The sequence below is a fragment of the Actinomyces sp. oral taxon 169 genome, from assembly GCF_013394715.1.
Classification (GTDB): domain Bacteria; phylum Actinomycetota; class Actinomycetes; order Actinomycetales; family Actinomycetaceae; genus Actinomyces.
This window is the reverse complement of the sequence record NZ_CP058259.1, coordinates 1,116,781-1,130,042: the sequence shown is the minus strand read 5'-3', so window position 1 is coordinate 1,130,042 and position 13,262 is coordinate 1,116,781. Positions and strand designations below refer to the sequence as shown.

The 13,262-nt window shown below is 70.8% G+C and carries 13 protein-coding genes; 3 read left to right on the top strand and 10 right to left on the bottom strand.

Translation table 11 applies throughout. The features are described from left to right. Positions 1 to 15 precede the first annotated feature (15 nt). The gene (locus tag HW274_RS04875; RefSeq protein WP_185989342.1) at positions 16 to 765 is read left to right on the top strand and encodes an IclR family transcriptional regulator; all 750 of its coding nucleotides are present in this window, start codon (positions 16 to 18) and stop codon (positions 763 to 765) included. A gap of 53 nt (positions 766 to 818) precedes the next feature. Here the strand turns inward: HW274_RS04875 and HW274_RS04870 are convergent, their stop codons facing one another. The 3 genes from HW274_RS04870 to HW274_RS12795 form a co-directional block, all read right to left on the bottom strand. Further along, complete coding sequence (locus tag HW274_RS04870) at positions 819 to 1,961, bottom strand: glycosyltransferase family 4 protein (RefSeq protein WP_185989341.1); 1,143 nt, start codon at positions 1,959 to 1,961, stop codon at positions 819 to 821. A gap of 82 nt (positions 1,962 to 2,043) precedes the next feature. Then, positions 2,044 to 2,499: a transcriptional regulator NrdR gene (gene nrdR, locus HW274_RS04865; protein ID WP_075255104.1), complete on the bottom strand. Its 456-nt coding sequence runs from the start codon at positions 2,497 to 2,499 to the stop codon at positions 2,044 to 2,046. 107 nt (positions 2,500 to 2,606) lie between these two features. Continuing rightward, complete coding sequence (locus tag HW274_RS12795) at positions 2,607 to 3,356, bottom strand: LysM peptidoglycan-binding domain-containing protein (RefSeq protein ID WP_260679192.1); 750 nt, start codon at positions 3,354 to 3,356, stop codon at positions 2,607 to 2,609. Between the two features lie 213 nt (positions 3,357 to 3,569). Between HW274_RS12795 and lexA the strand changes: the two genes are divergently transcribed. After that, positions 3,570 to 4,358 (top strand): transcriptional repressor LexA, encoded by a 789-nt coding sequence (gene lexA, locus HW274_RS04855; protein ID WP_075255105.1) that lies wholly within the window; start codon positions 3,570 to 3,572, stop codon positions 4,356 to 4,358. Positions 4,359 to 4,431: 73 nt separating this feature from the next. On the opposite strand, the gene HW274_RS04850 is transcribed toward lexA, so the two are convergent. The 6 genes from HW274_RS04850 to HW274_RS04830 all read right to left on the bottom strand — a co-directional run bounded on the left by HW274_RS04850 (position 4,432) and on the right by HW274_RS04830 (position 10,922). Continuing rightward, positions 4,432 to 5,433 (bottom strand): L-lactate dehydrogenase, encoded by a 1,002-nt coding sequence (locus HW274_RS04850; protein ID WP_075255106.1) that lies wholly within the window; start codon positions 5,431 to 5,433, stop codon positions 4,432 to 4,434. A 118-nt stretch (positions 5,434 to 5,551) separates the two neighbouring features. Then, positions 5,552 to 7,612, bottom strand: a complete 2,061-nt coding sequence (locus HW274_RS04845) for an ATP-dependent DNA helicase (RefSeq protein ID WP_075255107.1) — start codon at positions 7,610 to 7,612, stop codon at positions 5,552 to 5,554. Positions 7,613 to 7,620: 8 nt separating this feature from the next. Then, on the bottom strand, positions 7,621 to 9,243 hold the full coding sequence (gene hflX, locus HW274_RS04840) for a GTPase HflX (RefSeq protein WP_185989340.1): 1,623 nt from the start codon (positions 9,241 to 9,243) through the stop codon (positions 7,621 to 7,623). A gap of 77 nt (positions 9,244 to 9,320) precedes the next feature. Beyond that, entirely contained in the window at positions 9,321 to 9,695 is a 375-nt protein-coding gene (locus HW274_RS04835) for a hypothetical protein (protein ID WP_260679191.1), read from the bottom strand. A 5-nt stretch (positions 9,696 to 9,700) separates the two neighbouring features. Then, on the bottom strand, positions 9,701 to 10,027 hold the full coding sequence (locus HW274_RS12790) for a hypothetical protein (protein ID WP_260679190.1): 327 nt from the start codon (positions 10,025 to 10,027) through the stop codon (positions 9,701 to 9,703). 4 nt (positions 10,028 to 10,031) lie between these two features. After that, the gene (locus HW274_RS04830) at positions 10,032 to 10,922 is read right to left on the bottom strand and encodes a hypothetical protein (protein ID WP_185989339.1); all 891 of its coding nucleotides are present in this window, start codon (positions 10,920 to 10,922) and stop codon (positions 10,032 to 10,034) included. Between the two features lie 169 nt (positions 10,923 to 11,091). Between HW274_RS04830 and HW274_RS04825 the strand changes: the two genes are divergently transcribed. After that, the gene (locus HW274_RS04825) at positions 11,092 to 11,709 is read left to right on the top strand and encodes a class I SAM-dependent methyltransferase (protein ID WP_075255138.1); all 618 of its coding nucleotides are present in this window, start codon (positions 11,092 to 11,094) and stop codon (positions 11,707 to 11,709) included. A 37-nt stretch (positions 11,710 to 11,746) separates the two neighbouring features. Here the strand turns inward: HW274_RS04825 and HW274_RS04820 are convergent, their stop codons facing one another. Continuing rightward, positions 11,747 to 13,243, bottom strand: a complete 1,497-nt coding sequence (locus tag HW274_RS04820; protein WP_185989338.1) for an MFS transporter — start codon at positions 13,241 to 13,243, stop codon at positions 11,747 to 11,749. Positions 13,244 to 13,262: the final 19 nt, after the last annotated feature.

Below are 13,262 nucleotides of genomic sequence, written 5' to 3'. Positions count from 1 at the left end.
TGCCAGTATCAGATTATGGACAGCCCCTCAGAGAACTCCCCGGAGAACGACAGCAGCGGCGTCGGCGTCATCGACAAGGCGGCCCTGGTGATGAGTGCACTGGAGTCGGGGCCGGCGACCCTGGCCCAGCTCGTGTCCACCACTCACCTGGCCCGGCCCACGGCTCACCGCATCGCGGTCGCCCTGGAGTTCCACCGCCTGGTCACTCGCGACTCCCAGGGACGCTTCATCCTGGGCCCCAGGCTCACCGAGCTGGCCAGCGCCGCAGGAGAGGACCACCTCCTGTCCGCCGCCGGACCAGTCCTGGCGGCCCTGCGCGACAAGACCCACGAGTCGGCGCAGCTCTACCGCCGCCAGGGAGACGTACGCATCTGCGTGGCCAATGCCGAGCGCCCGATCGGGCTGCGCGACTCCATTCCCGTGGGCGCCACCATGTCCATGCAGGGCGGCTCGGCGGCCCAGGTGCTTCTCGCCTGGGAGGAGCCCGACCGCCTACACCGCGGCCTGGTGGGGGCCCGCTTTACCGCCACCATGCTCTCGGCGGTCCGACGTCGAGGGTGGGCTCAGTCAGTTGGGGAGCGCGAGCCCGGGGTCGCCTCCGTCTCGGCGCCGGTACGCGGCCCCGGGGGCAAGGTGGTGGCCGCGATCTCGATCTCCGGCCCTATTGAGCGCATGGGGCGTCAGCCCGGCAGGGTTCACGGACACGTGGTCATGGCCGCGGCGCGCAGGCTCTCCGAGGTGCTCACCGACGCCAGTGCCGTCTGACGGGAGTCGCACCTCATCCCCATCTCCGCGCCAACTGCGGCACCCGCTGCCCCTCAGGCGCCGGCCAGGGCGATGGCGCGCCGGTAGGCATCGACGTGCATCTGCACCACAGCGCCCCACTCGGCCAAGGGGGCGACCTCGTAGTTGTGGGTCTTGATACGTTCGAGCAGCTCGTCGTCCCCCAGGAGAGTGGCGAGCTCGCGGCCCAGACCGGCGTCGTCGTCAGCGAGGAGGCCATCGACTCCGTCGGTGATGAAGTCGCGCACTCCGCTGGAGCGCCGAGCGACGACGGCCAGCCCCGCACTGCGAGCCTCCAGGGTGGAGATACCGAAGGACTCGGCGGGCGATGTCTGCAGGTAGATGTCTGCGCGCGTGAAGGCCTGGGCGAGCTCAGTGCGCTCGACGCGCCCCACGAGCTCGATGCGGTCGGCCAGGCCGGACTCGGCGACCTCATGGGTGAGTCGCTCACGCAGCGGGCCGTCCCCGTAGATCTTGAGGATCGCATCGGTGCCGGGGGTGCTCCTGACGGCCTGAGCGAAGGCGCGCACGACCTGCAGGGGGCGCTTGCGCTCCACCCACCGCAGGGAGGCCACGACCGTGACCGGCCGGTGAGGTCGTCGTTCCTGGGGACCGGGGCGCTCCAGGCGCCAGTCCTCGACAGTGATGCCGTTGGGCAGAACGGTGACGGGATCGTGAGCGCCGGCGCGGCGAACCTGGGCGGCGAGCATGGAGGACACGGCCGTCAGGTCGGCGCAACTGCGCTGCCACAGCCGCACGGGGCTGACAGATCCCAGCGCTCCGGCCACGCGCGCCCAGGACCCCAGGACGCAGTGGAAGGTGACGGCCAGTGGGAGCCGCGCTCGCTGGGCCGCCGCGATTCCGGACCAGGCGAAGGGCGAGACGACGCCGACGTGGGCGTGAACGACGTCGGGGCGCAGGCGGGACAGGAGGTCGTCGAGCTCACGGCCGGCTCGAGGATGAACGGGCAGCTCACTGGGCAGGTGCGCGGTGGTGCGGTAGACGGGGAAACCATCGACCCTTTCGACGCTGCGGCCACGACCGTCACCGACTGGCGTGGCGGTGACGACGGCGGGCTCGTGGCCGGCCAGCCTCAGGTTGCGGGCGAGATCCCGCACCTGAGTCTCGATGCCGCCCAGCCTGGGCGCATAACAGTCGGAGACGATGAGGACGCGCATTGCCTCAGTCTGCCACGTCCTGCTTGGGCGCATGTCCCTGACGGAACCCTCACACCGCGTGGGCCCTCGTCGGCCGGTGACGTCAGCTGGTCGCCTCGGCACTGCGCAGCGCGGCGATGGCCTTCTCGAAGTCCTCCAGGGAGTCGAAGGAGGAGTAGACCGAGGCGAAGCGCAGGTAGGCGATCTGATCCAGCTCACGCAGAGGGCCCAGGATCGCCAGCCCGACGTTGTGGGAGTCGACGATCGCCTGGCCTCCGGCGCGGATGGCCTCCTCAACCTGGTGCGCCAGAAGCGCGAGCTGATCGTCGGAGACGGGGCGTCCCTGGCAGGCTCGCCTGACCCCGACCACGACCTTGTCCCGACTGAAGGGCTCGACGACGCCGGAGCGCTTGCGGACCGACAGGCTGGCGGTCTCCAATGTGGTGAATCGACGCCCGCACTGCTGACACTCACGACGACGACGGATGGAGGTGCCGTCCTCAGCGGTCCGGGAGTCGACAACGCGCGAGCCGTCATGACGACAGAAGGGGCAATGCACGCCTACAACCTCCGAACTCACTGGACTACGTGTCAGTCCATCGGAGAGTAAACGCCCGGCGGGCCGCCCCGCAAGCCCACCTCCAGGGGCGACCCCCGCACCGGTTCTCACGCCGTAGGAATCTCAAGCGTCTGCCCGGCACGGATGGTGGTTCCCTTCAGGTCATTGAGCTCGGCGATCCGGGCCACCATCCCCGGGACGTCCGCGGTCCCGCTCGCCTCGGCGATGTCCCACAGGGACTGACCGGGACGAACCACCGTCGTTGTGGTATCCGCAGGCACCTGCGCAACCGCCGTGGCGGGGCCCGCCCAGGCCATGCCCGCCAGGGCCCCGATGGCCAGTCCGCAGCAGGCGAGCACGAGGGCCGCGGCAACGACCGCAAGACCGCCACGAAGAAGCCGCAGCCCCACTGGGGAGCGCACCTCCGTCTCCGCCACCTCCCGCGGGCGGGATGGGACGGACTCGCTCTTGCTAGGACGCCGAGCGGCGCCGCCTGTCCGGTCCTCCTCCTGCAGGGCGCTACGTCGCAGCCCGGCGGCCCGCACCGCCGGATGCTGCGGGGCCAGCCTCTCCAGCTCTAAGCGACGGCCTCGCAGGGCAGCGGGCGCCGCGGGGCGACGCATTGGCGGCACCGCCGGCAGCACTGGGACACGAGCGGATGCGGACACGGGGCGCTGCGCGCCCTCGACGCTACGCCGCACAGGAGCCTCGGGGACAAAGTCGTCAGTGACCAGCCGCAGCCGGGGCCGACGGGAGAGCTGCCCGCCAGCCCGGCCGCTGGCCGACACGGCGACGGGCTCAACACTCCGAGTCCGAGAAGCCTGACGGGACGGGAGCGGGATGGCGATGGCACTCACGGCAACCTCCTGAACACGTGTTCGACGAACGTTTGTTCGATACATTAGCGCCTGAGGAGCAACACGTCCAGCACGTCTTCGAACATGTGTTTGAATCGTGGTCGCGTCGCCGGTAGGCTGGTCGTGTCCAAGACGATCACGGACCACCGACATCTATTCCGCGCCCTTGACGCCCCCGGGCCTGAGGGTTGTCCGGCAGGGAGGGCCAGGACTATGAGCACCACAGCACGCCAGGGCGACTCATCGACCCCGATGCCGCACGCCGGAGCCGGCGGTGCTGAGCAGATCAGTGCAGAAGCGGCCATGGAGGCCGTCAACGACCTCGACAAGCGCGCCCGCGCGGTCTATGAGGCCGTCCGCGCGGCCATCGCCGCCCATGGCTACCCGCCCTCACTGCGTGAGATCGGCGAGCAGGTGGGCCTGACCAGCCCCTCCTCCGTCAAGCACCAGCTGGACAAGCTCGAGCGCCTGGGCCTGGTGCGCCGAGACCCCAATCGGCCTCGGGCGATGGAGGTGGTCTCCGCCGACAGCGCCCCGAGCGGCCGCGCGGCCACCCCCGGCGGCGCTCACGTCAGCTCTCTTGACTCCCCCAGCGTCCCCGGCGTCGAGGACGGGGAGGCGGTCGCCGTTCCGCTGGTGGGGAGGATCGCTGCCGGGGCCCCGATCCTGGCGGAGCAGGAGGTCGCCGATGTCATGGCCCTGCCCCGCCGCCTGACTGGCGAGGGCGAGCTCTTCATGCTGGAGGTGCACGGGGACTCGATGATCGAGGCCGCCATCTGTGACGGCGACTGGGTGGTGGTGCGCTCCCAGCCCGACGCGGCCAACGGCGAGATCGTGGCGGCCATGATCGAGGACGTCGACGGCGCCTCGGCCACGGTCAAGGTGCTCTCGCGGCGCGACGGCCACCAGTGGCTGCTCCCCCGCAACTCCAGCTACGCCCCGATCGACGGAGACCAGGCCACGATCATGGGCAAGGTGGTCACGGTGCTGCGCGCCCTATAGCCACGCCAGGACCGCATGACAGAAGGACCGCCCCATTGATCGGGGCGGTCCTTCCGCGTTTCAGACCGGTGGCTCAGTAGCCCAGGCCACGTGCGACCTCGCGCAGGTGGTCGGCCGAGGCGGTCAGACGCTCCTTCTCCTCGGAGGTCAGGGGCAGCTCGAGGCGACGCCCGGCGCCCTCACGTCCCACGATCGTGGGGACGGCCATGCACACGTCGGAGATGCCGTGCCAGTCGTCCAGCAGCGGGGAGATGGTCAGCACCCGCTGCTCGTCGTTGAGGACGGCGCCGATGATGCGCTGCACGGCCAGGCCGACGGCGTAGTTGGTGGCGCCCTTGCCCTCGATGATGCGGTAGGCGGAGCGAACCACATCGTGGGCGATGCGCTCACGCTTGGTCTCGTCGAACACGCCGCCGTCAAGGGTGGTGCCCCACTGGGTGATCGGCACACCGCCGATCTCGGTGGAGGACCACAGGGGCACCTCGGAGTCGCCGTGCTCACCGGCGATGTAGCCGTGGATGTTCTGGACGGCCGTGCCGGTCTCCAGGGAGATGAGGTACCGCATCCGGGCGGTGTCCAGCACCGTTCCGGAGCCGAAGACCTGGTTCTCGGGCAGACCGGTGATCTTCTTGGCGCAGTAGGTCACCACGTCCACCGGGTTGGCCACGAGGACGAAGATGGCGTTGGGAGCGACCTCGACCAACTTGGGGAGGATCTTCTCCATGATGCCGACGGTGGCGCCGGCCAGCTCGAGGCGGGACTGGCCGGGCTTCTGCTTGGCGCCGGCGGTGATGGCGATGACGTCCGCGTCGCGGCAAATCTCGGGGTCGTCGGAGCCCGAGACGGAGCCGGCGGAGGTGAACTGGATTCCCTGAGCGATGTCGAGGGCCTCAGCCTCGACCTTCTCCTTGACGATGTCCTGCAGCACAACCTCGCGGGCAACGCCCTTGGTCACGCAGGCGTAGGCGAGGGTGGAGCCGACGGCCCCGGCACCGATGACAGCGACTTTGGAGGGGCGGCCGGAACGGTTGGTGGGGTAGGAGCCTTCAGCGGTAGTGGTGATGTGGTCTGACACGTTCTTCTCCTCGATGGGATCTGCTGGGCAGGACCGCAGGGGCGCGAGCACCCGCTCGCCTCAAGCCTACGTGCATATCCTCCCGGGGGGCACATACCCAAAGGCCCAGCCGACGGGTTCACTCCTCCCCCGGGGCATCGGTCCGCACAGCCAGGCGCCTCAGAGCGGCACGGACCACGTCGGGCTTCGTCGTCGGCCACAGGGCGGGCATGGAGCGGGTGAGAAATCCCCCGTAGCGCGCCGTGCGCAGGCGCGAGTCCAGCACGGCGACGACGCCGCGGTCCTGGCTGCGACGGATGAGGCGCCCCGCTCCCTGGGCCAGGAGCAGGGCCGCGTGGGTGGCCGATACGCTCATGAAGCCGTTGCCGCCGGCGGCCACGACGACGTCGGTGCGGGCCTGGGCGACCGGGTCGTCGGGGCGTGGGAAGGGGATGCGGTCGATGACGACGAGGCGGCAGGTGCGTCCGGGCACGTCCACGCCCTGCCACAGCGAGAGGGTGCCCACCAGGCAGGCCGCCTCGTCCTCGGCGAAGGCCCGCACCAGGGTGGGCAGCTGGTCGTCGCCCTGGGCGTAGACGGGTAGGCCGGTGGCTCCACGCAGCACCTCGGCGGCCTCCTGGGCGGCGCGCCGGGAGGAGAACAGGCCCAGCATGCCGCCCTCGGAGGCCTCGACCAGGGCGAGCATCTCATCCAGGGCGGCCTCGGAGATGCCGGCGCCGGGGCGAGGCAGGTGGGCGGCCACGTAGAGGATGCCCTGGCGGGGGTAGTCGAAGGGGGAACCGACGTCGAGGCCTCTCCAGGGCTGCTCGGCCAGGGTCAGTCCCAGGGAGCGGGCCATGGGATCGAAGCTGTCCCCCAGGGCGAGGGTCGCCGACGTCATGACGCTGGCGCGGCCGTTCAGCAGATGGCTCGCCACCGATCCGGCGACCTCGATGGGGGCCAGGAGGAGGCGCGGGGGCTCGGCGCCCATGCGGGGACGCTCGATCCAGGCCACGTCGCGCCCCTGGGCCACCGAGTCCGAGGTCATGCGGTCCAGGGCGTCGACCAGGTCCGCGACGGCGGTGCGGGCGACCGCCAGGCCCCCGGCGGCCTCGCTGGAGCGGTCGCGGCCCAGGGCGCGGGCCTGGTCGCGCACGTCGGAGGCGACCTGGCGGGCGGCACCGTCCAGGAGCACGAGCGCGTCGTGCAGAGCAGTGGGCAGGGGCGCCTCCAGGCGGCCGTCGGGCAGCTCGGCCAGCGCGAGCTGGAGGGTCTGGCCCGCGGACTCCAGCTCGCTGACCAGCACGGAGGCGTGCTTACGGGCGGTGGCGGCGGTGCGCGCCACGGCGGCCGCCGACAGGGCGATGGTCCCCTGGGAGCGGATGCGGTCGGCCAGCTCGTGGGCCTCGTCGACGATGAGGACCTGGTGGTCGGGCAGGACCCCGGGGTTGCCAGCCACGACCACGCCGAGCATGGCGTGGTTGGTCACCACGAGATCGGCTCGGGAGGCGGCGGCGCGCGCCAGCTCGGGGAAGCACTCGGACTTCAGGGGGCAGGACTGTCCCAGGCACTCGGCCCGGGAGACGGAGACCTGTGCCCAGGCGCGCTGGGAGACGCCGGGGACGAGATCGTCGCGGTCACCGGTGTCCGTTCTGGCCGCCCACTCGCGCAGGCGGACCACCTGCTCGCCCAGGCTCGCGTCGCTCCCGTGCCCGGCAGCCGGCTGGGAGATGGCGTCCCCGACGCCGAAGAGGGCGGCCTCGTCCTCCTCCTGCGGGTAGCCGCCGTCGAGGCGGTGGCGGCACAGGTAGTTCTGCCAGCCCTTGAGCAGGGCCACCTCGGGGCGGGCTCCGGTGACCTGCTCGACGGCGTCGGCGGCCAGGGGCGCGTCCTTGGTGAGGATCTGCCGTTGCAGGGCCAGGGTGGCGGTGGAGACCACGACCCGGGCACCGGCCTGCACGGCGTGGACCATGGCGGGCACCAGGTAGCCCAGCGACTTTCCCGTCCCGGTGCCGGCCTGCACCAGGAGGTGGGTTCCGTCGGCCAGGGTCTGTGCGACCTCCCGGACCATGGTGGTCTGCCCTTGGCGGGGGCTGCCGCCCATGGAGCGCACCGCGGCGTCCAGGACGTCCAGGACCCTGCGGTCGCCGGCACCGTCAGTGTCAGGCCGGTCCGTGCGGCTCGGCTCGTTCGGGGTCACGGCGCCTCTCAGTCGACGGTGACGCCTGCGGCGGCGCCCTCGATCTCGGCCGCCAGGGCGGCGCCGACGCGCGCGACGACGTGAGTGCCCGCCTCGACGTAGTCGACCGTGTCGATCTCCCCCTCAGCGTGGACCCGGGAGACGAGGTCCCCACGGGAGTAGGGCACGACGACGTCGATGCTCACCTGCGGGTGGGGCAGCATCTGCTCGATGCGGGCGCGCAGCTCCTCGATCCCCTCCCCGGTGCGGGCCGAGACCGCGACTGCTCCGGGCAGGCCGGTGCGCAGCGCGGCCAGGGTGACGGCGTCGGCGAGGTCGGTCTTGTTCAGGACGATGAGCTCGGGTACGTCCAGGGCTACGGGGATCTCGGACAGGACGGTGCGTACGGCGGCCACCTGGCTGAGGGGGTCGGGGTGGGCGGCGTCGACGACGTGCAGCACGAGGTCGGCCCCGGCGACCTCCTCCAGGGTGGAGCGGAAGGCCTCGATGAGCTCGTGAGGCAGGTTGCGCACGAAACCGACGGTGTCGGTGAGGGTGTAGGTGCGCCCTTCAGAGGTCTCGGCCCGCCGGACGGTGGGGTCGAGGGTGGCGAACAGGGCGTCCTCAACCATGATGCCGGCCTCGGTGAGGCGGTTCATGAGGGAGGACTTGCCGGCGTTGGTGTAGCCGGCGATGGCCACCGACGGAATGGCCCCGCGCCGGCGCGAGCCGCGTTTGGTCTCCCGCGAGGGCGCCATGGCCTGGATCTCGCGGCGCAGGCGGGCCATGCGCTGACGGATGCGGCGCCGGTCGAGCTCGATCTTGGTCTCTCCGGGGCCGCGCGAGCCGATGCCTTGACCGGCGGCCACGCGGCCTCCGGCCTGTCGGGACATGGACTCGCCCCATCCGCGCAGGCGCGGCAGGAGGTACTCGAGCTGGGCGAGCTCAACCTGGGCCTTGCCCTCGCGGGACGTGGCGTGCTGGGCGAAGATGTCCAGGATGAGGGCGGTGCGGTCAACGACCTTGACGCCGACGACGTCCTCCAGGGCGCGGCGCTGGGAGGGGGCGAGCTCGCCGTCGACGATCACCGTGTCGGCGCCGGCCGCGGCCACGACGTCGGCCAGCTCGCGCGCCTTGCCGCTGCCCAGGTAGGTGGCGGGATCGGGGTGGTCGCGCTTCTGGATGAGGGCGTCGAGGACCTCGCTGCCGGCGGTCTGGGCCAGGGCGGCCAGCTCGCGCAGGGAGGTGTCTGCGTCCTGGGTGTCGCGCACCTGGCCGCTGCCGCCCGGGGCGCCGGTGGCCGGGCCGTGGGGCCGCGGCACCTCCAGGCCGACCAGGACGACCTTCTCCAAGCGGATCTGGCGGTACTCGACCTCGCTGACGTCCTCCAGCTCGGTGGACAGTCCGGCCACACGGCGGCGGGCGGCGCGGGCCTCGCGCTCCAGGGCGCCGTCGTCGAGGCCGTCCGCGTAGCCATCGGCGTGCTCGTGCTGGGCGGCGGTGGAGGCCAGGGCGGTTCCGGTCCGGGAGAGGACCCGGGCCACAACGTCATGAACGTCACGGCCCTCATGGTCGTCACGGGTGTCGTGGAGGTCTGCTGTGTCCTCAGCGGTAGAGGGGGTGGTGGGGGTAGTGGAGTGGTGATGGGTCACAAAATGTCCTTCGTCGTATGCCTGCGCCCCTCCGATGGGGCGCGATGTTCTGGCGGGGAGCGGCGCCGGCCGCCGTTTCAGCGCATACGAAGGATCCACATGGGGGCGATGGTACTGCCCGCGGGCGCGTGGGGCCACCCACCGACTCGGGCGGCGCGTCGGGCCAGCAGCGGGGTGAGGAGGAGCCCCACGGCGAGCAAGATGAGTGTCGGCCACAGCCGGTCCGTCTCGACACCGGATGCCGTGGGGGCGACGAAGGCCGCGGCCAGCGTGGTGCGGCGGCGGTAGGCCTTCGGTTCCCGCGCCGGATGGGCCCCGCAGACAAGCGCGACGACCGACCAGCCGATACCGCCTGCGGTGAGCGCCCAGCCGACCTGGGTCGGGGTCATGTCCAGGACATCGTGGGCGCTGGGAGCAACCAGGTAGTCCAGGGTCAGGAAAAAGGCGCACACCCACATCAGGGTGGCGATGCCGCGCGCCGGCCGACCGCCAGGCACAGGGTCCCTGCAGGCAGGACGCGGGAGCAGGACCAGAGCACCAGTGCGGTCCCGCCGGCGACTCCGGGCCAGAACCAGGGGCTGGAAACGCGCAGCGCCCCGATGATCGCCACACCTGTGGCCATGGCCCCGGCGGCCAGGCCCCGCAGAATCTCCCCGAGGACGTAGACCTCGATGTTCGGGGTGAGGGCTCCGACGACGGCGCCGGAGGCACCTCCCGTTGGCTTCTCCGATGTGCTACCGGACCTTCCGACCCCGTGTCGGAAGGTCCGGTAGCACATCGTCATCACATCAGGCTACCCGCCTCGATACAACCGCTGTGCGGCGTTCCAGCCACCGCCGCACCACCATGAAGACAGCTCCGGCAAGCGCAGCGTGCACAAGGCTGATCCCGGCCACCTCGGGCGTGGCGAACTCGATCCCGACCCCGGAGTCGATCCAGCCAAGACCGCCCAGAAGCACGCGGTTGATGGTGAGAAACGTGTGATGGAAGGCGATCGCAGAGGTGAGCGCACCCGGTAGTGGGATCCGTCGGGCCGCAACCAGTGTGAGGCCGAAGACGAACAGCAAAACTATGTAGAAAAAGGGGTCGTTACCGCTCGGCGCCAGAGAGAAGCCCGTCGTTCCGCCCCCTAGAACGAGCGTTGACGTCATTCGAATCAGATTGCTCAACGCCGTACTGAGGCAGAAGAGAACCGTGATCGTCATGGTGGCCGCGAGCGGGCCCCAACTTTCCCGTAGAGTCGACCACCCGTAGCCGCGCAGCGCGATCTCCTCCGGCAATGCCTCGTACAGTAGCAGGACGACCGCGTTGACTGCGAGGAAGATTGCGAGCGCCGCCGGTTCGAGGTGATCGAACCGGGCCCAGCCGATCAAGAACACGGGTGTCCACACAACAGCCCCGGTCACGACACCGACGGCCACCCCGGTCGCGGCCGCGGCGGGCCAGTGACGTGATAGGCCCATCCCGGCGAGAGTCCTGCGGTCAAGGAGACGACGACAAGCCACGATCGCGGGAACAACGAACAATGTGACCAGAACTGCCTGAGACACGCGAATGAATGCAGGTCCGGTCTCAGTCCTGGATCCGACAGCCTGTGCGATCGCTATCGAAAGAGTCACCCCCAACGTCAAGATTGCCCAGCCGCTGAGCGCCTTTGCAAGAGCCATGTATCGGCTCATGACAACATCCCTCTCCTACCGTCCGCACCCCATGGAGACATGGACCGTATTATCATAATGCCGCGTCTCGCAAGTTCGGCACTCCTCGCCTGGCAAGGGGGCAGCGGACTGATGACCGCCTTGCTTTCCTCCCTCTGTCGACGAGCAGAGCCCGGGTAGCCTGGTGGGCGTGAGCGAGCACTACTTCACCACCTCCCCCGCCGTCGATGCCGAGGAGCGCAGCCACCGCTTCTCGATCCGCGGCGTCGAGCACACGGTGGTCACGGCCTCAGGCGTCTTCAGCGCCGACCGCCTCGACAAGGGCACCCAGGTCCTCCTCGATCACGTCCCCGATCCGGCCCAGACCGGCACATTCCTTGACCTGGGCTGCGGATGGGGGCCGATCACGCTGGCCCTGGCCGGGGCCGCTCCGCAGGCACAGGTCCTGGCCACCGATGTCAACGAGCGCTCCCTGGCCCTGACCGCACGCAACGCCGCTGCCGCAGGCCTGGACAACGTGCGGACCGCCCCGGCCGACGCGCTGCTGGCCGAGCTGCGCCAGAGCTCGACGCCGGTGGATCTCATCTGGTCCAACCCTCCGGTGCGCATCGGCAAGGAGGCCCTGCACGCCCTGCTGCTGGACTGGCTGGCGCTGCTGTCCGACGACGGCGAGGCCTGGCTGGTGGTGCTCAAGAACCTGGGAGCCGACTCCCTGGCGACCTGGTTGAGTAACCAGGGCTGGGACGTGAATCGAATGGCCTCCTCGAAGGGCTTCAGGGTCCTGCGAGTGCGCCGCCGGCACGACTAACACACCGCCGGGCCGTGTCCGGACGGGGCCCGCCCGACTACCGGCGTCGTCGCCTCGCCAGGCGCAGGTCGATGACGGCGACCCCGGCGGCGACGGCGATGGTGGCCACGACGGCCAGCAGGCCGGCTTGGGCGGCGGCCTCCCAGCCCGAGGAGTGCGAGACGCGGAAGGTCAGGCCCGTGATGACGGCGATGCCGATGGATGTGCCGATGCGCTCACCGGTCTGGAGGATGCCTCCCGCGGCCCCGGCGTACTCCAGGGGGACGTCGGCCAGGGAGAGGGTCTGGTTCGGGGAGACCACGAGGCCCTGCCCCACTCCGAGCACCAGCAGCGTGAGGGTCAGCCACCAGGGGCTCCACCCCGCGCGCGCGTGCATGTGCATGATGCCGATGCTCGCCAGCAGCCCCGCTATGCCCAGCACCATGCCACCGAGCACCATGGCCCGCCCCACCCGGATCACCCGGCGGCCGGCGACGGCGGCGGCGACCGATCCCGCCAGGGCGGCCGGGACTCCGATGAGGCCGCTGGCCAGCGCGGTGGATCCCAGGCCGGCCTGGACGTACTGGGCCACGATGATCCACACGCTGGTGTAGCCCAGGAAGTACACGGCGATGGCCAGGCTGCCGTAGGCGAAGGAGGGGATGGCCAGCAGGCTGAGGTCGACCATGGGGGCGCCGCCCCTAGACCGGTAGCGCTTCTCCCAGGCCACCCAGGCGCCGATGACGCCGATGCCGGCGGCCTCCAGGCCCCAGATCCAGGTGCCGGCCGAGGCCTCCATGAAGGGGATCATGATGAGCAGCGTGCCGACGGCGAGCAGCCCCATCCCCACCGGGTCGAGATCGACTCCGCCGCGGTGGGCGGCCCCGGCAGCATCACCGTCGGGGCTGTCCGCCTGTTCCGTCTGGCCTGTGTCGCTTCCCCTGCACCAGGCGGAGGCCGGCAGGTAGCGGCGCGCGGCCCACACGCCGGCCAGAGTGAGAGGGACGTTGACGAGGAAGGAGGCGCGCCAGCCCCAGTCGTCCCCGAGCCAGCCGATGAACCCGCCGCTGAGTACGGGCCCCAGCGCCACCGAGACCCCGATGACGGCGCCGAAGAGCCCGAAGGCGCGTCCTCGGGCCTCACCGGAGTAGTACTGCTGGATCATGCCGGTCACCTGCGGGTTGAGCAGCCCTGAGCCGACTCCCATGACGACACGGGCCAGGTTGAGGGTGACGACGTCGGGAGCCAGCCCCGAGGCGAGCGAACCGGCGCCGAACAGGAGCATGCCGATGACGAAGAGCCGCCCTCGTCCCATGACGTCACCGGCGCGGCCGGCCGGGACGAGGACGACCCCGAAGACGAGGGCGTAACCGGAGACGACGAGCTGGAGCCCGGCGGTGCCGGCGCTCAGGCTGTGGGAGACCGCCGGCAGGATGACATTGACCGAGGAGACGGCCAGCAGCGTGACGAAGGCGGGGATGAGAAGCGTCGGCAGAAGCCGCTCATGGTTCGTACGCGGCGTCTGGGCTGGGTCGCGGGGGTGAGGCGTGGGCACGTCGAGAGGCTACCGCGTG

Bases quoted from the DNA above. Each gene is read 5' to 3' on its own strand.
- HW274_RS04875 (WP_185989342.1), top strand. From the start codon at position 16: ATGGACAGCCCCTCAGAGAACTCCCCGGAGAACGACAGCAGCGGCGTC.
- HW274_RS04870 (WP_185989341.1), bottom strand. From the start codon at position 1,961: ATGCGCGTCCTCATCGTCTCCGACTGTTATGCGCCCAGGCTGGGCGGC.
- lexA (WP_075255105.1), top strand. From the start codon at position 3,570: ATGAGCACCACAGCACGCCAGGGCGACTCATCGACCCCGATGCCGCAC.
- HW274_RS12790 (WP_260679190.1), bottom strand. From the start codon at position 10,027: ATGACGATGTGCTACCGGACCTTCCGACACGGGGTCGGAAGGTCCGGT.
- HW274_RS04830 (WP_185989339.1), bottom strand. From the start codon at position 10,922: ATGAGCCGATACATGGCTCTTGCAAAGGCGCTCAGCGGCTGGGCAATC.